Genomic DNA, 18,372 nt, shown 5'->3' on the forward strand with positions numbered 1-18,372 from the left:
GGCGGAGATATTTTGAGCCAAATGAAGTCCGGATCAAATGCATCGGCCCCCGTCCACTTCGAGCGTGGTGCCCGTAATCATAGTGGCTTCATCCGAGCACAGAAAGCAGGCGGCGTTGGCCATGTCTTCGGGAGTCGAGAAGCGACCCAATGGGATGGTCGACAGGAATTTGGCGCGAATCTCGGGGGTGTCTTCGCCCATGAAGGATTTCAGCAATGGGGTTTCGCCCGCAACGGGGCAGATCGCGTTGACACGCACGCCGGACGGGGCGAGTTCCACCGCCATGGTTTTGGTTGCGGTGATCATCCAACCCTTGGACGCGTTATACCAGTTCAGGTTGGGGCGCGGGGACAGCCCGGCGGTTGAGGCGATGTTCAGGATCGCCCCGGTTCCGCGTGCCTTCATCATCGGCACAAAGGCGCGGGCGGTCAGATAGACGGATTTCATGTTCACGTTGAAGACACGGTCGAAATCCTCTTCGGAGACGTCTTCTAGCGGTGTAGGCAGATGGGTCACTCCGGCATTGTTGACCAGGATGTCGAGCCTGCCAAAGGCGTCGTGGGCGGTGTCCGCCATTTCCTGAACCGATGCCGTGCTGGCCACATCAACCTGCTGCGCGATGGCCTGCGCGCCCAGCGTTTCTGCCATTTCGCGGGCCGCAGCGCCGTTGATATCCGCGATCATAACGCGTGCGCCCTCTGCATTGAACTTCTGCGCGATACCGGCCCCGAACCCGGACGCGCCGCCTGTTACGATTGCGGTTTTTCCCTCCAACCTCATAGCTTTGCCTCCTTGTCGCCTGTCAAGGCAGAGTAGCAAGGCGCAAAGAAGTTACCAGATCAATCTTCGTCGACCCTGCCGCGCAGAGATTTGACATCCGAACGGGCCTTTTTGGCGGCCAATCGACGTTTGACCGAGCCATAGGTGGGCTTGGTGGCGATACGCCGTTTGGGTTTGACCAGCGCACGGGTGATCAGTTCAGCCAATCGCACCCGCGCAATCTCGCGGTTGCGAGCCTGGCTACGCGTTTCCTCGCACTGGATGATGATCGCGCCCTCTTTGGTCCAGCGCCGCCCAGCCAACCGTTTCAGCCGCGCCTTGACCGGATCAGGCAGTGAGGGCGAGCGCGCCGCTTCGAACCGCAACTCGACTGCGGTCGAAACCTTGTTCACGTTCTGCCCGCCAGGGCCGGAAGAGCGCACAAAGCTTTCGGTCATTTCCCAGTCTTGCAGGGTGATATCGTCATTGATCCGCAACATGGGGCGGACCTTACAAGTGCTGTGCGGAAACAAAAAGGGCCGCCCTAGCAGGACGGCCCTTCGAAAGTTCAGGAGGTTGGGTCGGTTAGATCAATCGACCAGCCGGAGCGAGCGCTCCGCCAAGGGCTGCCCTAACGGGCGATCCCCCCGGTTGTTCCAACACCTCTCTCCAATCTCTTTCTCGACACTGGATCACCTCCTTTTCTATCTGTTGCGGTTAACTAGGATGGTGACACAAGCTGTGCCATTCTCAAAGCGTTTTTTACACGGGCTGCGCGGTCAGGCGCGCAACGATCACCTTGAAGGGGATCAGCGCAATCAGCGCCAGCGACAACTTTACCAGCCAGTCCGCAAAGGCCAGCGTGACCCATAGGGGTGCCATCGGGCCAGACAGCATGAAGGGAACAGGCTCCCACGCCCAGTTGATCGCGGCGTCTGCATTGGCGCCGAAGATCGCGATCGAGGCAGAAAAGGCGATAGTGAAGAACAATGCTGTATCCAGCGCCGAACCCACTAGGGTCGAGACCAGCGGTGCGCGCCACCAGCGACCCCCGCGCATTGCATTGAACACGGTGACATCGGTCAGCTGGGCGATCAGGAAAGCAGTGCCAGAGGCAACAGCGATCCGCAGCGGCACAGCGGCATAGGTGAACCCGTCGCCCTGCAGCATGATCTGGCTGCCGATCAGCGAGCAGACGATGCCGGTGACGAACCCGGCAAACACGACCTTGCGGGCGGTTGCCACGCCATAGACGCGGTTCATGATGTCGGTGACCAGAAAGGCCAGCGGATAGGTGAAAGCACCCCAGGTCAACAGCCCGTCAAGGATCAGGAACTGGACCAGAATGTTCGAAGCCACAACGATGGTGGCCATGGCAAGGATGCCGGGAATAAAAGCGCGTTGCATATTTTGATGCCCGTTTTGACAAGGTAGCGGCGACTTGGCCAAGGGACTGTCCCAAGGCAAGCCGTGCGTTTAGACCTTTGTTTCAGGCCTGTCAATCGGGCAGCAGATATTCCACCAGTTCCGTCCGCTGAAGGGCCAGAAAATTGTCATCCGAAATCATCGTAACCCGCAACCTTCCCTGATCGTCACGCCAGACCGACAGGCCTTCGAGGTTGTCATGCGTCCCACGCGCGGTTTGCAGCAAGATCTCTTCGGATTGCGGTGTGTCACCATTCAGTTCCCAACGCCTGAGCTGCGACCGAAAGCCTGTCAGGGACACCGATCGTTCCAGCACATAGAACCGCCCGTCGGGGCCAAAATCCGCCGCCACTGGCAGGAACTTGCCCCGTTGTGGCAGGACAAAAGGTGTCGACCAGGCCTGACCATCCCAACGATACACCGGTATGTCCCCCGATACGGTGCGGCTCTTTTCGGTCAGGGTGTACAGCCGCCCAACCCCGTCAATGGCCAGCCCCTCGAACGAGCCATTATGGTCCAGACCCGAAAAGGCCTTGGGGCGCGGCAGGACCTGCGCCGGGCCTGTCGGGTTGGGGTAATAGGCCACCCGGTGCACCCCCTCGAATGAGATATAGACCCCACCGTCAGGGGCGATTGCCAAGCCTTCGGAATCGCCAGCGGTGCCCACCAGAACCTTGCCGGTGCTGGACAGGATGGGCCAGTGCCGCTGGATCTCGATGCCAGTAATCTCATCCTCGTTTCGATCAATACGAGCGTCCAACATCGTTGCGCGATCACTCAGCGCGATCATGCGGGTGCCACCGTCAAAGATGTGAATTCCGGAATATCCGCCGAACCAATCCGCCTGATGTCGCCAGGCAAAATTGTTCAGCAAAGCGGCAGGCTTTACCCCCTCCGCCCAGACCATTCCTGTCAGCAGCAGCGCCGCGATCAGTTGGATTGCAAGACGTTTGTGCATTGCTTGGGCAGATCGGCCATCCGGTATTCGCGTCGCTTCTTGGGTGCTGGCGCGTTTGGATCGGGCGGTGGCGGGTTGAGGATGTTGTTCACCCATTGCTGTGCTTCGGCGCAACCATCACCCTTGGGCGGCGGATCCTGGTTCACGCAGCCGCTTGATCCTCTGGGGCAGGCCAGCCGCACGTGGAAATGATAGTGATGGCCCCACCATGGCCGGATTTTACGCAGGTAAGCGCGGTTGCCCTTTTCGTCGTTGCACATCTGCACCTTGGCCCCGGGAAAGACGAAAATCCGCGCCACACGCTTGTCCTTTGCCGCCGCACGCAGGACGGCGTGATGCTGTTTGGACCAGTTGCCGTTGACGAAGGCGCCATTGGAACGGCGCAGGGAAATCGAAGAGATATTCTCGCGCGCCTTGCGGGAAAGACGCATGTTGTCACCGGGCAGCATCCAGATATCGATGTCCAGACCCAGCTGGTGGCTGCGGTGGCCCGATGTCATCGGCCCGCCGCGCGGCTGGCTGATATCGCCTATATAGAGACCATTCCATCCTGACTGCTTGGCCGCAAACCGGCTCAGATCCTGGACATAGTCGATCGCCTGCGGATGGCCCCAGTTGCGGTTGCGTGACAGGCGCATAGCCTGCCATGTGGGTCCGGTTTCGGGCAGTTGTACCGCCCCCGCCGCACAGCCGCGCGAATAACTGCCGAAAGCGGCCGGTTTTTGTTGTGAACTTTGCTTTTGGCCTCCGAATAACTGCTTGGCCAGCGGCTCTGAACCTGCGGTACCGGCGAATGTGATTGCGGCAATGACCGCGAAAAAACGTAGTAAAATCATCTGCTCTGATCCCCTTCCGGTTTCACCCAGCGCATTAGGAACAGTCCCAGAATAAACAACAGAACTATGGGTGACACCCCCAGTCGCGCACTACCGGTCAGGGTTGTGGCAATCCCGATCAACAACGGGGCCGCAAATGCGGTGGCGCGGCCGGACAAGCCATACAGGCCAAAGCTCTCGACCGGGGCAACGGGATCGGTGTGGCGCACCATCAGAGAACGGCTGGCCGATTGTAGGATACCCCCCATGCCGCCGATCAGAACACCGCAACCAAAGAACACCAGATCCGGCAGGCCCGACCCTTCGGGCAGGGTGATGCCGTAGATCTGGGTCCGGTCCATCATCACGACGGTGATACAGACAAAGATCAGTACCCAGATCGCAACCAGAATGACAGGTTTGGGGCCGTATTTCTTGTCCAGCTTGCCGCCAAGCCAGGCAAAGGCTGCCGCAGCCAGAACGCTGACAATCCCGAATACGCCGATCTTGATCAGATCCCATTCCAGCACCAGCCGCGCATAAACGCCGCCAAAGGTATACAGACCGTTCAGCGCATCGCGATAGAACATGGACGAGCCCAGATAGCTGGCCAGACTGACGCGATTGCGCAGGTTAGAGACTGATTTGACCAGCAGCTGCAGCGCCTCTTTGACGCTGCCTTTCTTTTCGACATCTGGATCGTCGCGCACCCACAGGAAATAGGGGATCATGAACAGAATGAACCACACGGCGGTGAACGGCCCGACAAATCGCGTGCCTTCGCGTGCTGCGGCGTCCAGACCAAAAACAGGGTCCATGCCGATCAGGGTCTTGCCATTACCCTGCTCAACAAACAGGGCCAGCATGATTGCCAGCGAGATAAGCCCGCCGAAATAGCCAAAGGCAAAACCCGAACCCGATATCTCGCCCACCTCACTGTCATCACCCAGATCGGGCAGCTGAGAATTGGCGAAGATCAGCGCGTATTCCGCCCCGACAAAACCCAGGCCAAAGGCCGACAGCATCAGCCACATGTTTGACCCGTCCGGCAACGTGTACCACAGCGCAGCAGAGCCCGCCGCGTACATGATCGAAAAGCCGAATATCCACGGAATCCGACGGCCCGAAACATCTGCCATCGCCCCCATCAGCGGGGCACCGAAGGCGATGATCAGCCCCACGATGGTCATGCAGTTCGCCCACACCGTCTGCGCCCGTGCGTCTGCGGCATCGGAACCCAGCCCGGCGTTCAGATAATACTCGGCGGCTACTCCGGCAAAATAGGGCCCAAAAACAAAGGTCACCAACAGCGTGTGATAGGGCTGACTTGCCCAGTCGAAGAACCACCAGCCCCAGATACGTTTGCGCTTGGAAATCTCTGCCATACCTGCCCCGTTTTTTTATTGTTGGCGTCATAAGACGGGGCTTTGGCCCATTTCGCAAGCGTTCTGTTGGCGCGGACTTGCTCTTTTGTGCAGGGGCGCTTAGGTCTCAGCAGATGTGAAATCCGGAGGCCCCATGCTGTCGTTGATCCAAATTCTGCTGCTGATTCTGGACATTGTCTGGTTCATCATTCTGGCCCATGTCATCATGAGCTGGCTGATCAATTTCCAGGTGCTGAACCTGCATCAACAGTTGGTTGCGCAGATCTGGTACGGGCTGAACCGCCTGTTAGAGCCGATTTACGGCCCGATCCGACGCGTTCTGCCTGCAATGGGCGGACTTGACCTGACGCCCCTGGTGGTTCTGATCGGTGTCTATGCGCTGCGTATTATCCTGATCAACAATATGGTCTATTTTGTCTGACCTCTTGTTCAGTGAATCTTAGTATGTGATTGTCCTGTCTTAAGAGCAGATAAACCTTAAAACAGGGCACCCCCGCACATGTTTGACGCCGCGCCTTTGCTGCGAGATGTCTTTGGATTCGACGACTTCCGTCCCGGTCAGGAAGAGATCGTCGATGCCGTCACGCTGGGCGAAAACGTGCTGGCCATCATGCCCACGGGCGGTGGCAAATCCCTGTGTTTCCAACTGCCTGCGCTGATGCGCGATGGGGTCACGGTGGTGATCTCTCCGCTGATTGCCCTGATGCGCGATCAGGTGCGCGGCTTGCAGGAAGCAGGCGTCGAGGCCGGCGCGCTAACATCCGGCAATACCCCCGAAGAAACCGATGCCGTGTGGGAAGCGTTGGAGGCCGGACGGCTCAAGCTGCTGTACATGGCTCCCGAACGTCTGGCCGCCGGATCGGCGCTGGGCATGTTGCGGCGGATCAATGTCAGCCTGATTGCGGTGGACGAGGCGCATTGCGTCAGTCAATGGGGCCATGATTTCCGCCCCGACTACCTTCGGATCGGAGAGCTGCGGCGTGCGCTGGATGTGCCTTTGGCCGCTTTCACCGCCACAGCAGATGCGGAAACGCAGGACGAGATTGTCGAAAAGCTGTTTGACGGCACGGCCCCGCGCAAATTTCTGCGCGGGTTCGACCGGCCCAACATCCACCTGGCCTTTGCCGCCAAGGATGGGCCCCGCAAACAGATCCTGGATTTTGCCGCCGCGCGCAAAACCCAATCCGGCATTGTCTATTGCGGCACTCGTAACAAGACCGAGGTTCTGGCACAGGCCCTGCGTGCCGAAGGCCACACCGCCTGTCACTATCACGGCGGCATGGATCCCGAGGATCGCCGCATCGTCGAGACCCGCTTTGCGCGCGAGGATGGTCTGATCGTGGTGGCCACGGTTGCCTTTGGCATGGGCATAGACAAGCCCGATATCCGCTGGGTCGCCCATGCGGACCTGCCCAAATCCATCGAAGCTTATTATCAGGAAATCGGCCGCGCCGGGCGTGATGGCGCCCCGGCAGAAACCCTGACCCTGTTTGGGGCAGATGACATTCGCCTGCGCCGGTCACAGATAGACGAGGGGCTTGCTCCCTCTGACCGGCGGATGGCCGATCACGCCCGTTTGAACGCCCTACTTGGCCTGGCCGAGGCGCTGGCCTGCCGCCGTCAGACTTTGCTGGGTTATTTCGGTGAACAGACCGAACCCTGTGGCAAATGCGATCTGTGTGACAGCCCGCCGGAAGTGTTCGATGGCACCACCCCGGTTCGTATGGCCCTGTCCGCGATCCTGCGCACCGAGGAATGGTTCGGCGCAGGCCATCTGATCGACATCCTGTTGGGCAACGAAACCGACAAGATCCGCGCCCGCCGACATGACAATCTGTCGACCTATGGCATTGGCAAGGACTGGTCGCGGCCCCAGTGGCAAGCGATTTTCCGGCAGATGATGGGCCATGATCTGGTCCGCCCTGATCCCGACCGCCACGGTGCGCTGCGCATGACTGAGGCCGCCAAGCCGATCCTGAAAGGCGAGGCGCAGATCAACCTGCGTAAGGACACGATCCGCAAAGCAACCCGTCGGCCTGCAGTCAAAGAGATGGTATCCGAAGAAGACGCACCGCTGCTGAGCGCACTGAAGGCGAAACGCCGTGCGCTGGCCGAATCCGCGCGGGTCCCGGCCTATGTTATTTTTCCCGATCGCACCCTGATCGAAATGGCGGAAACCCGCCCTGCAACGCTGGACGATATGGCCCGGATCAGCGGGATCGGTGCTAAAAAGCTGGAACGCTACGGGGCCACGTTTCTGGAGGTTCTGACCGGCGCGGTCGAAGAACTGCACCCGGCCCGCCGCAAACTGGCCGGGCGCGATCAGGGTGAGATTTACGACCGCCTGCTCGAAGTTCAGTCGCAACTGTCGCGCGGCCCTGATGGAATCGACAAGCCGCTGACCTGTACCGCCTCGCAACTGGCAAAGGTGGCGCAGTTGCGATCAGACGACCCACGCGCCATCGAACAGGTTCTGGGTGACCGCCGTCACGAAAGGTTTGGAGCCGCCTTTCTGGACGTGCTGCGTATGGCAAGCTAGATACCCACCAACAGGCAAGAAACGAGGGCGACTATGCTGGTAGTGATTTCCCCGGCCAAACGGCTGGATTGGGCAGAACGGAATGTTGAGGTCACGCAACCCGACTTTCAGGATGACGCGATCCGCCTGTCGAAAACCGCCCGCAATCTGACGCTGGGCGACCTGAAAAAGCTGATGGATCTGAGCGATGATCTGGCCCGCCTGAACCGCGACCGTTATCGCGCCTTTTCGGACGCCCCCGATGCTGTGGCGACACGCCCGGCCGCACTGGCCTTTGCCGGAGACACCTATCAGGGGCTCGAAGCGACTTCGCTGGATGCGGAAGAGTTGGCCTGGGCCCAGGATCACCTGCGTATCCTGTCCGGACTGTATGGTATATTGCGTCCGCTGGACGCCATTCAGCCCTATCGGCTTGAGATGGGCAGTAGGCTGAAGACCCGGCGCGGCAAGAACCTGTACGATTATTGGCGCGACCAACTAAGCAAGGCGCTGAACGCTCAGGCAGCCGGGACCGGTAGCGACGTGCTGTTGAATTGCGCCAGTCAGGAATATTTCGGTGCAGTAGACCCCAAAGCGCTGAAATTACGGGTCATCACGCCGGTCTTCATGGAAGACAAGGGCGGCACACCAAAGATCGTCAGCTTCTTTGCCAAAAAGGCACGCGGGGCGATGGCACGCTATGTCATTCAACACCGTCTGTCCGATCCCGCCAGCCTGACAGAGTTCGACTCGGGCGGCTATGAATACCGCCCCGACCTGTCAGAGAACGACAAGCCGGTCTTTATCCGGCCCTATCAGGCCTCAGCCAGCATCGACGGGTCGTAAGAGACCAGTTCAACTGTGTTGCCTTCCGGGTCTTCGGTGAAAATTCCGCGCCAACCAACCCATCCGAACTGCTCGACGCGATAGGGTTGGCCGATCTTGTCATACCAACTCGTGACCGCCGCCTGCTCGTCGAAGGGCAGCGACAATGCGATATGATGCAGCGACGATCCCGCTCCTGTTACGGGACCTTCTGCACCGGCCCGATGTTGCCCCGGTCGTGGCGCGGTGCTGTGGTGAAACAGGGCCAGAACTTGCGTATGGCCGCCAAACCCCTCGGCTATCCGGAAGAAGGTTATAGCGCTGTCATGGTCACCGCTCAGACGCTGCAGGCCGACCACCTGTTCATAGAACTGCACCATAGCGGCCATATCTGCGCAGCGAATGGCAAACTCGCCCAGCGCGCGGGGGTGAAATCCACGGTCATCAGTCATGTCGGCAGCCTAGAACGCTCGGGTTTCGTCATCAAGAACCGGTTGCGTTCCGTCTGGCCGATGGTCAAGGATCATCTGGTGGATTTTCTGTTTTTGCAGCGGTTTGGTCAGGTAGTAGTCCAATCCAGCCGATAAAATACCCTGATCATCTCCGCTCATTGCATGTGCGGTCAGGGCTACGATCGGGACGTGCTGATTGGTTTCAACCTCGCGGCGGCGGATTTCACCTGTGGCCTGTTTACCATCCATTCCGGGCATCGAGATATCCATGAATATCAAATCCGGGTCGAATTCCAGATGGGCGGCGACCGCCTCAAGCCCGTTGCCCGCAAAGCGAAGATCAATGTTCAGATCCTTGACCATTTTGCGCAGGATCAGCTGGTTGGTCTTGTTGTCCTCAGCAGCCAGAACCCGCATGAGCCTTTGATCCCCGGCAATCGGTCTGACCTGCGCAACCGTTGGGTTTTGCGTGTCGGAACCATTCGATATCGAATCCGCTGATCGTCCCAGAGCGGTCAGACGTGCATATAATTCTGAACGAGGGATCGGCTTTTGCAACACTCCGTCAATAAGCTCGCAGGCCGGATGAGCATGAATCACGCCGGGATTGGCCGACATGACCACGACAGAGGTATCCGTCCACCCCCGGCCCTTTATCGTGGCCGCCAAATCCAGCCCGTCCATGTCCGGCAGATCGTGATCGCACAGCACCAGATCTACCGTGTCATCAAGCGTAGCCAGCGCCTCGGTTCCGGTGGTACATTCGGTAACCTTGGCACCCAGACGACCAAGTTGCTTTGACAGGATCGCTCGATTGACAGCCAGATCTTCAACCACGACCACATGGCGCAGACATCCTTCCAGATTCGGGGGGGCGGGTTGCGGACCTTCGACCGTCGGCAGCGTTATCCGAAATCCAAAACAGGACCCCTGGCCCGGCTCGCTTTCGACCCAGATGGCACCGTCCATCAATTTGATCAGTCGTTTGGTGATGGCCAGACCCAACCCGGTCCCTTCAAACTGTCGGTTTTGTTCATCCTCGACCTGATTGAATTCACCAAAGATATGCGCCGCTTTATCCTCGGCGATACCGATACCCGTATCTTCTATGGCAACATGAATATCACAGGCCTGGGCCTCCGCGCGGGGGACCCCCGTGACGCGGATCAAGACATGCCCTTCCGCCGTGAACTTGACCGCGTTGCCTACCAGATTGGTCAAGACCTGACGCACCCGGCCCGGATCGCCCACGAACAGGGTTGGCAAAAACAGGTCATAGTCGACTAAAAGGCTTAAACCCTTGTCACGAACACTGGGCTGCAGCAGCATCGCCACCTCAAGGATACAGCGTTCGAAATCGAACTGTTCGGGGTGCAAGACCAGCTTATCCGCCTCAATCTTCGAGTAATCCAGAACATCGTTGATGATCACCAGCAAGGCTTCACCGGAATTGCGGATCGTGTTGAGATAGAGCCGTTGTTCTTCATCCAGCGCGGTTTCGGTCATCAACTCGGTCATGCCAACAATACCGTTCATGGGCGTGCGGATTTCATGGCTCATATTGGCCAGGAATGCAGATTTCGCGCGGTTTGCAGCCTCGGCCCGTTCGCGCGCCGCGGTCAGTTCGGCCTGATGCCGGACCGAGGCGGTTATATCAAGCGCAAGGCTGACCACATCGCCACCGCCACCGCGTTGATCAATCAGCTTGATATAGAGCCCGTTCCACAGCTTGACGATTTCTGACGGCGGGTTGGACAACTTCCAACGGGCCAGCATCCTGGCGCGCCAATCATCCTGCGCCTCGTCCACGGTATCAATCAGACCCTCCTGCGTGAGGGTTTCCAGAATTCTGCCATAGCTGATGCCGGGCGCTACTTCATCCAGCCCCTCAAACAGGCTGAAATATGAGGCATTTGCCCCGATCAACCGGCTCTCTTCGTCGAAGAATGCAAACCCGTCTGGGAAGGTCTGGATCGAATGCCATAGCCGCCGTTCCGCCACTTCGATCTTGGCATTGGCCAATGTCAGGTCCGATTTAACTTTTTCATTTTCATCGCGCACCGTCTCAACCTCGGCCCGCGTTTCACCAATGCGTTTAGTCAGAGCCATCGCGTGCAGGCCCAATTTCCGGTTGGCCGCTGATAGCTCGGCCTGTTTCATCTCCAGCAGACGTTCAGCGGCAAGCCGTGCGCGTCTTTCCTGTGCCAATTTGGTTGCAAGACTCATCAAAGGTGATCCCGGTACAATCTGCCCACAGCATCCCGACAGAGCGTGAAAAAGTGTTTAAGCCGTTGCCTGTTGCCACAGACCAATGGCAGGCTCAGAGGCCGCAAACGTCCAAAACAGCCTGCCTCGCCGGTACCTACCTTTTCCTACTCAACGCAAAATCTGCTGTATCTGAATGCGCTACAGGCGCTCAGATCAGAAAAATTGTGTGGGATTACACGACAAACCTGACGCAGCAAAGCCGGTTCAAACGGTGCTTTACCATGACATGATGCTGGTGAATGGGGCCACAATCAGCGTTGTGGTCGTATGACCTAACGTCGACCTTCACGCAGCCAACCCGCCAGAAGGAAACCACCGGCCAGCAAAAGCACCAGCCAGGGCGGTAGAACACCAGCCTGTGTTACAGAGCTGGTCTGGTAGGCATCGCGCGGGGTCAGCCCGATCCAACCGCGCCCCGATGCTGGCCGCCCAGCGCGGACATTTCGGATCGAAGGCAAACCGTCCTCGACCCGGATCACACCGCCGCGCAATTCGGCCAGAACCGGCTCAAGGATCTGATCAGTAGAAATCGTGCGCTCAAATTCTTTGGGGGCCGCAGGGCCCAACCCAATTACCGCCGAATGTTCACCCTCTTGCAGACGATAGAGGCCAATCTCGGGGCCGAAGATCTGAGCTTCGAACCGCCCCGGAGAAACTTCGTTCAGCGTCACCTCAAGTGTTTCGCCATTGGGCTGCGTGATGGTAACCGCTCCGACGTCATCCCCCAGGGTTTGACGGATGACGCGCATGATTTGACCATTTGCTTCGGCCCACAGAGCCTCTTCCTCAAGCTCGGGTTCTTTCATCATCCAATGTGCCAATCGCCGCAGCAGTTCAAGCTGCGGACCACCGCCGTCGAAGCCACGGCTCCAGAGCCAAGCGTGGTCAGAGGCGAGCATTGCCACGCGCCCCTCTCCGACCCGGTCCAGCACCAGCAGCGGCCGGTCATCGACGCCGGTCATCAGCGTTTCACCTGATCGGAACAGGACATCAACCTGGCGCAACCATGCACCCCAATGCTCGGAATCGCCCAGATCCGTGGTCACCGGGTGCCGGTGCCCCATATCTGTAACTGTGGGGACAAAGCGTTCTTCGATGACCCGTGCGGTAGGCTGCGCCGGAAGAATCGGCGCCAGCGGCGAGCGGAAGATACTGTCGGCGCTGGCAAAATCAGGACCAGCCGCAATCAGAACCGCACCACCATCATTGATGTAATTGGTGACATTCTCCAGATAGACCGCAGGCAGAATACCGCGCCGCTTATAGCGATCAAAGATGATCAGATCGAAATCGTTGATCTTTTCCAGAAACAGTTCTCGAGTCGGAAAAGCGATCAAAGACAACTCGTCCACAGGCACACCATCCTGCTTTTCAGGCGGTCGCAGGATCGTGAAATGCACCAGATCAACCGAGCTGTCGGATTTCAGAAGGTTCCGCCAGGTCCGTCCACCTGGATGCGGTTCACCCGAAACCAGCAGCACCCGCAGACGGTCGCGCACACCGTTCATCTGAATCAGTGCGGTGTTGTTGCGGTCGGTCAACTCTCCTTCGACGCCGGGTACGGTAAACTGGATGACATTCCGCCCGCCATGGGACAGCTTGACCGGTAGCTCGACATCGACACCGATTGGAATGGTGAAATGCTCTGGCGCATTGCCATCAACCGAAATTTCCAAAGGCGCATTCGCAGCCGCAACAGGAACTGCGCCGCTATCCTCAACCCGCAACGTCAGCGTGACCGGCTCTCCGATAATGGCAAAAGCCGGTGCATTGCGGACGATCAGACGGCGATCCCAGTCGCTGGCCCGCCCAGTCTGCAACAGGTGCATCGGTGCAGGCAGGTCAGGGGCCTGATCAACGTCATGCACGATCCCGTCCGAAAGCACGAGGATCCCCGCAATGCGCGCACGGGGTTCCTCGGCCAGGACTTTGTTCAGCGCAGCCATGACCTGTGTGCCCTCATCCCCATCGCTGTCACCCACCCGGATCCGGCGCAGCTCGGTATTGTCGCGCGCGTCGATCTCGGCCGCCAGTTCGGCAGCGGCCTGTGCGGTCTGTTCCGTGCGATCGGACAGGGTCTGGCTGGCGCTTTCATCCTCGATCATCACCACGATGTCGGTCAGCGGAGTGCGATCTTCGATCTGATAGACAGGCCCCGCCATGGCCGCGATCACGACCAGGGCGGCCAACCCGCGCAAGGCCCAGCCAGACAGGCCCCGCCACAGGGCTAGAACAACGCCTGATATGGCAATCGCGGCAACGACCATCAGAACGGGCCACGGAATCAGAGGGTCAAAGATAACGGTTCCGGTCATTGTCCCAACCTGTCCAGCAGCGCAGGCACATGGACCTGATCCGATTTGTAATTCCCGGTCAGCACATGCATCACCAGATTGACGCCAAACCGATTGGCCAATTCCCGCTGCCGCTCACCGGCATATCCGCGCCCGACCGGCAACAGGGCCTGTCCGTTTCGGTCGACGGCCCAAGCTCCGGCCCAGTCATTCCCGCCGATCACTACCGGGGTCACATTGTCGTTGAGGTTGCGGAACGGCATGCCGTCGATCTGTTCCGCATCCGGCGGGGCAGCTTCGACCCAAATCTCGGTACCGGCATATCGGCCCGGGAAATCCTGCAGCAAATAGAAGGCCCGCGTCAGAACATGGTCATCCGGAACAGGCTCTAACGAAGGGATATTCAGCGGGGCGGCCAGTTGTTGCAGCTTGCGGCCGTTGGGGCTGGCTGCACCGAAACGCGCCACATCCGCGTCGCGCGTGTCGAACAGGATCATGCCGCCCGAGCGGAGATAGGCATTCAACTTGGCATAGGCTTCGTCCGAGGGTTGCGGCTGTTCCGGCGTGATCGGCCAGTACAGCAGCGGGAAAAACGCCAGCTCGTCCCGTTCCAGATCAACGCCGATGGGCTCTGCCGGTTCGACCGAAGTGCGGAAGAACAAAGTTTGCGCCAAGCCACGCATCCCGGCGCCCGCGATATCGTCAACCTGCGCGTTTCCGGTCATGACATGAGCCAGTACCAGCTCTTGCGTTGCCATCAGGGCAAAATCGGTTTCCTCGGGCGTCTGAGCCTGAAGGTCAGGTGCAATCAGCAACGCACCCAGCGCCATCGCCGCGGCCCGGGCCAGCCCAAGTCGCCCCGACAACAGAAGTGACGCAATGACGTCCACCGTCAGCAAGATCAGCGCGAGGCTAAGCAAAATGCCCCCGACCGGCGTTTCGGCGCTGATTTCCTGCCCTTTGATCGGCACATCAGATGGCCAGATGGCTGGCGTCAGCACCGTATCCGCATCCAGTACATTCAGCGCCAGTTTTTGCTTGCCGCTTTCATACAGGCCCGGCCGCAGGTCCGGCCCGATTGCGCCCGAGGCCAGATCAACCCCATCGACACCGGCCAGGTTATCCGCATCCGACAAACCTCCGAACCCATCCATGACCTGCAGCGGTTCCCAGGTCGTGCCCTGTAGTTGCGATTCTTCCCGGGATTTCGCAGCCGAGGCAACGGCGAGCCGGTCCAGCATCTCGACAAACAGGCCCGAGAGGGGAAGGCTCGACCATTCGGCATCAGCGGTGACATGGAACAGCACCACCTGCCCCAGCCCCAATGCCTTGCGCGTGACCAGAGGCGTACCATCCGTCAGCGATGCAATCACCCGATCGGCCAAATTTGGGTCTGGTTGCGCCATGACCTGTGTGGTCACGGAAACATCCGGTGGCACGCGCAGCCCGTAGAAGGGTGAGGTTTCGGGGAACGGGGCCAGACCTTTGGCCTCACCCCAGCTCATCGCGCCGCCGACTGAACGGCCACCGCTGCGCAGGCGCACCGGCAGCAAGGTATCCTCGACATCCCGCCCCAGATCGCTGGCGGCCATGCGCGGCCCGGCAAAGCGCAACAGCAGCCCGCCCTGTTCGACCCATTCGGTCACCGCCAGTTGTTCCGCTTCGGCCAATTTCGCCACATCCGCCAGAACAATCACATCCGGATTGGCGGGCAACACATCCATCAACCCGCCCTCGACAAAATCCGCTGTCGGGACCAAAACCTGCGTCAGATAATGTAGCGGCGACAACAACTCTAACCCTTCACGGTTCAAACTGCCCGCAAGCAGGGCCACCTCACGCCTGCGCAGGCTGTCATCGGTCAGCGTTACGGCACCCGCCGACCGCTGGCCCTGAATCTCGAAGCGGGTGATTCTGGCCCGTAGTTCCGAGGGCAGCGACAGCTCCACCTGAGCAAGCGTTTCGCCTTCAGCAAAGACGATATTGGCGGATTGCAGAGCCCGCATTGCGCCCGCCGGATCGCGCCCCTGTGCCAAAATGGTCAGGATGTTTTCCGGACCAGCAGTAGCGCGTTGGGCCGTCAGTTGAATGACACCATCCTGATAGCCGGCGGGCAGAATCGCATAAACAGGCGAGCCTGACTGGTACACGGTCACTTCCCCGCGCGATTGCAACGCAGCCAGAACCGTTTCCCGACCCGCAAATTCCAGACCGTCGCTGAACCAATATGTATCAAAACCACCATCAAGCTGATCCAGCACATCGAGCACCTGATCCATCTGCAGCTGAGTTGGTTGCCAGGGCATCGGAGTCACCCCCGGAAGCCGACCCCGCCACGCTTCGGCGGCCTGAAAGACTGGGGCTTCTGGCTCCGTCAAGTTGAGCAAGGCCACCGTGCGTCCGGCGCGTCCGGCCTCGGTCAGCTGCGTATCAAGCTGGTCCTGAAGCGATGGCCAGCCGCTTGCACCTGCCCAGCTGGCATCCAGCACCAACAACAGCGGCCCCGAACCCACCTGATCCCGCGAGGGATTCAAAACCGGCCCGGCCAGACCGGTAATGATCGCCGCCGCCGCCAGCATTCGCAACAGCAGCAGCCACCATGGTGTCCGATCCGAAACACTCTCGTCGTCCTTCAGCCCCAGCAGCAGCGTTACGGCCGGAAACATTCGCCGGATCGGCGCAGGCGGCACAGCGCGCAGGACCAGCCACAGGATGGGCAGGGTCAACAATCCCAGCAACACCCAAGGCGCGGTAAAGCCTATCCCAGCCAAAACCGTCATACTCTGCCCCCGTCCAAAGCGCGATACAGCCATAACAGAGCCGCCTGTGCGCTGTCGCCAGTGTGGTGCAACCCCAGTTGCCATCCCGTCACCCGACACAAGCGCATCAAGGCATCTTTTCGTTCGGCAAGGCGCGCAAGATATCGGTCACGAAGATCAGAAGCCTTGAGCGTTTCATGCCGGGCCGAGCCGCCAACGCTTTCGAAAATGGTGCGCCCGCGATAGGGGAAATTCTCTTCACCGGGATCCAGCACCTGCAGGACCACCCCGCGCACGCCACGATCCGCAGCTTTGGTCAGTGCCAGTTCAACCTCTTCCATCGGGCCAAGAAAATCAGAGATGAACACCGCCCGCGCATGGGGGATCATGGCGCGGTGCTCGGGTGGCGCATAGTCGGCTTGATCATCCTCGGACCAGGCCTGCGCAAGCCGGATGATCTGTGCGTTGCCGCGCCGGGGCGGCAGGGTTGTGCCCGTCAGGCCCACACGCTCACCACCACGCGCCAGCAAGATCGAAGTTGCCAGCCCCAGCAAACGCGCGCGATCCGCCTTGGTGGGCAGCGAAGCGTCCGAGGCAAAGCGCATCGACGCGCCCTGATCCACCCACAGCATCACCGATTGGGCAATCTGCCATTCGCGTTCGCGCACAAATTGTTGATCGCCACGGGCCGAGCGGCGGTGGTCAATCATCCGGCGGCTGTCGCCAACCTGTGCCGGGCGGTATTGCCAGAAATCATCGCCCATCCCGGATCGGCGACGCCCATGGTCACCCAGCAGGACGGTTCCGGCCAGATGTTCCGCCCGCGCCAACAGGGGCGGCAACCGAGATGCCTCAGCCTCGGATCTTTCACGAAGGGTCAGCCCGGCATTCACGCCGCAGCCTCGGTTCGGATCAGCCCAAGCGCGGTCGAGTCAATCAGATCAGCCAAGCTGTCACCGCGCGCCCGGGCCGCAAAGTTCAGCGCCATACGATGGCTGAGAACCGGGCGGGCCATCTCAAGTACATCCTCGGCATTGGGGGCCAGTCGCCCCTGCAACATGGCGTTGGCACGCACCGTCATCATCAACGCCTGCGCCGCGCGGGGGCCAGGGCCCCAGGCCACGGTTTCGGCCACACGATCGGACACGCCTGCTTCGCCGGGGCGGAATGCGCGGACCAGATCCAGAATCAGTTCGACCACAGACTCGCCAACCGGCATCCGGCGCAACAGAAGTTGCGCCGCCAGCAATTCCTCTTTGGTGAAAATCTGATGAGCGTCGTCTTCTTCGACACCGGTCGTGGCCAGAAGGATATCCCGCTCGGTCTGACGATCCGGGTATTCGACGTCAATCTGCACCAAAAAGCGGTCCAACTGCGCCTCGGGCAGCGGATAGGTGCCTTCTTGTTCAATCGGGTTCTGCGTGGCCAGCACGTGAAACGGCTCATCCAGTGCACGATCCTCGCCCGCAACGGTGACGGTACGTTCCTGCATCGCTTGCAGCAAGGCCGACTGTGTGCGCGGGCTGGCGCGGTTGATCTCATCCGCCATCAGCAATTCACAGAAGATCGGGCCGGGAATGAACCGGAAGTGGCGACTGCCATCCTCGGCCGTATCCAGAACCTCGGATCCCAGAATATCAGCCGGCATCAGATCCGGCGTGAACTGGATACGGTTGCCATGCAGGCCCATCACGGTCGACAAAGTCTCAACCAGCCGGGTCTTGCCCAGCCCTGGCAATCCGATCAGCAATGCGTGCCCGCCGCATAACAGCGCGGCCAGCGTCAGATCCACGACCCGCTCTTGCCCGATAAAGCGTCGGGTGATCGAGGCCTTGGCCTCTTGCAGTTTAGTTTCCAGCGCTTCGATCTCGGATACGAGGTCGGCAGGTTCGCTCATGACTTTCCCTTCCGTGG

The 18,372-nt window shown here is 59.8% G+C and carries 15 protein-coding genes; 3 read left to right on the forward strand and 12 right to left on the reverse strand.

The genetic code is table 11. From position 1 onward, the window contains the following. Window positions 1–33: 33 nt before the first annotated feature. The 6 genes from AC2FIC_RS16865 to AC2FIC_RS16890 form a co-directional block, all read right to left on the reverse strand. Complete coding sequence (locus AC2FIC_RS16865; RefSeq protein WP_496692794.1) at window positions 34–780, reverse strand: SDR family oxidoreductase; 747 nt, start codon at window positions 778–780, stop codon at window positions 34–36. Window positions 781–839: 59 nt separating this feature from the next. Then, window positions 840–1,259 (reverse strand): alternative ribosome rescue aminoacyl-tRNA hydrolase ArfB, encoded by a 420-nt coding sequence (gene arfB, locus AC2FIC_RS16870; RefSeq protein WP_142638575.1) that lies wholly within the window; start codon window positions 1,257–1,259, stop codon window positions 840–842. A gap of 262 nt (window positions 1,260–1,521) precedes the next feature. Then, entirely contained in the window at window positions 1,522–2,166 is a 645-nt protein-coding gene (locus AC2FIC_RS16875; RefSeq protein ID WP_496692795.1) for a queuosine precursor transporter, read from the reverse strand. A gap of 91 nt (window positions 2,167–2,257) precedes the next feature. Next, window positions 2,258–3,142, reverse strand: a complete 885-nt coding sequence (locus AC2FIC_RS16880) for an esterase-like activity of phytase family protein (protein WP_496692796.1) — start codon at window positions 3,140–3,142, stop codon at window positions 2,258–2,260. After that, window positions 3,115–3,978 (reverse strand): penicillin-insensitive murein endopeptidase, encoded by an 864-nt coding sequence (gene mepA / locus AC2FIC_RS16885; RefSeq protein ID WP_496692797.1) that lies wholly within the window; start codon window positions 3,976–3,978, stop codon window positions 3,115–3,117. The genes AC2FIC_RS16880 and mepA overlap by 28 nt, the downstream gene beginning before the upstream one ends. Next, the gene (locus AC2FIC_RS16890; RefSeq protein ID WP_496692837.1) at window positions 3,975–5,342 is read right to left on the reverse strand and encodes an MFS transporter; all 1,368 of its coding nucleotides are present in this window, start codon (window positions 5,340–5,342) and stop codon (window positions 3,975–3,977) included. The genes mepA and AC2FIC_RS16890 overlap by 4 nt, the downstream gene beginning before the upstream one ends. Before the next feature lie 133 nt (window positions 5,343–5,475). Here AC2FIC_RS16890 and AC2FIC_RS16895 point away from each other — a divergent pair, with 133 nt between their 5' ends. The 3 genes from AC2FIC_RS16895 (at window position 5,476) to yaaA (ending at window position 8,706) form a co-directional block, all read left to right on the forward strand. Beyond that, the gene (locus AC2FIC_RS16895; RefSeq protein WP_271951835.1) at window positions 5,476–5,763 is read left to right on the forward strand and encodes a YggT family protein; all 288 of its coding nucleotides are present in this window, start codon (window positions 5,476–5,478) and stop codon (window positions 5,761–5,763) included. Between the two features lie 78 nt (window positions 5,764–5,841). After that, window positions 5,842–7,881, forward strand: coding sequence for a DNA helicase RecQ (gene recQ / locus AC2FIC_RS16900; RefSeq protein ID WP_496692798.1), 2,040 nt, complete (start codon window positions 5,842–5,844; stop codon window positions 7,879–7,881). A gap of 33 nt (window positions 7,882–7,914) precedes the next feature. Then, complete coding sequence (gene yaaA, locus AC2FIC_RS16905) at window positions 7,915–8,706, forward strand: peroxide stress protein YaaA (protein WP_496692799.1); 792 nt, start codon at window positions 7,915–7,917, stop codon at window positions 8,704–8,706. On the opposite strand, the gene AC2FIC_RS16910 is transcribed toward yaaA, so the two are convergent. From AC2FIC_RS16910 to AC2FIC_RS16935, 6 genes are all read right to left on the reverse strand, one after another. After that, window positions 8,676–9,137: a VOC family protein gene (locus AC2FIC_RS16910; RefSeq protein WP_496692800.1), complete on the reverse strand. Its 462-nt coding sequence runs from the start codon at window positions 9,135–9,137 to the stop codon at window positions 8,676–8,678. The genes yaaA and AC2FIC_RS16910 overlap by 31 nt on opposite strands. A 9-nt stretch (window positions 9,138–9,146) precedes the next feature. Then, window positions 9,147–11,363: a response regulator gene (locus AC2FIC_RS16915; RefSeq protein ID WP_496692801.1), complete on the reverse strand. Its 2,217-nt coding sequence runs from the start codon at window positions 11,361–11,363 to the stop codon at window positions 9,147–9,149. Between the two features lie 314 nt (window positions 11,364–11,677). Then, entirely contained in the window at window positions 11,678–13,720 is a 2,043-nt protein-coding gene (locus tag AC2FIC_RS16920; RefSeq protein WP_496692802.1) for a hypothetical protein, read from the reverse strand. Then, complete coding sequence (locus AC2FIC_RS16925) at window positions 13,717–16,479, reverse strand: DUF4159 domain-containing protein (RefSeq protein WP_496692803.1); 2,763 nt, start codon at window positions 16,477–16,479, stop codon at window positions 13,717–13,719. Before AC2FIC_RS16925 ends, AC2FIC_RS16920 begins: the two co-directional genes overlap by 4 nt. Continuing rightward, window positions 16,476–17,351 carry a DUF58 domain-containing protein gene (locus AC2FIC_RS16930; protein ID WP_496692804.1) on the reverse strand — a complete coding sequence of 292 codons (876 nt, stop codon included), beginning with the start codon at window positions 17,349–17,351 and terminating at the stop codon, window positions 16,476–16,478. The genes AC2FIC_RS16925 and AC2FIC_RS16930 overlap by 4 nt, the downstream gene beginning before the upstream one ends. Next, window positions 17,348–18,355: an AAA family ATPase gene (locus AC2FIC_RS16935; protein WP_271951824.1), complete on the reverse strand. Its 1,008-nt coding sequence runs from the start codon at window positions 18,353–18,355 to the stop codon at window positions 17,348–17,350. The genes AC2FIC_RS16930 and AC2FIC_RS16935 overlap by 4 nt, the downstream gene beginning before the upstream one ends. Window positions 18,356–18,372: the final 17 nt, after the last annotated feature.

It is taken from the genome of Ruegeria sp. CDSC079 (assembly GCF_059610505.1).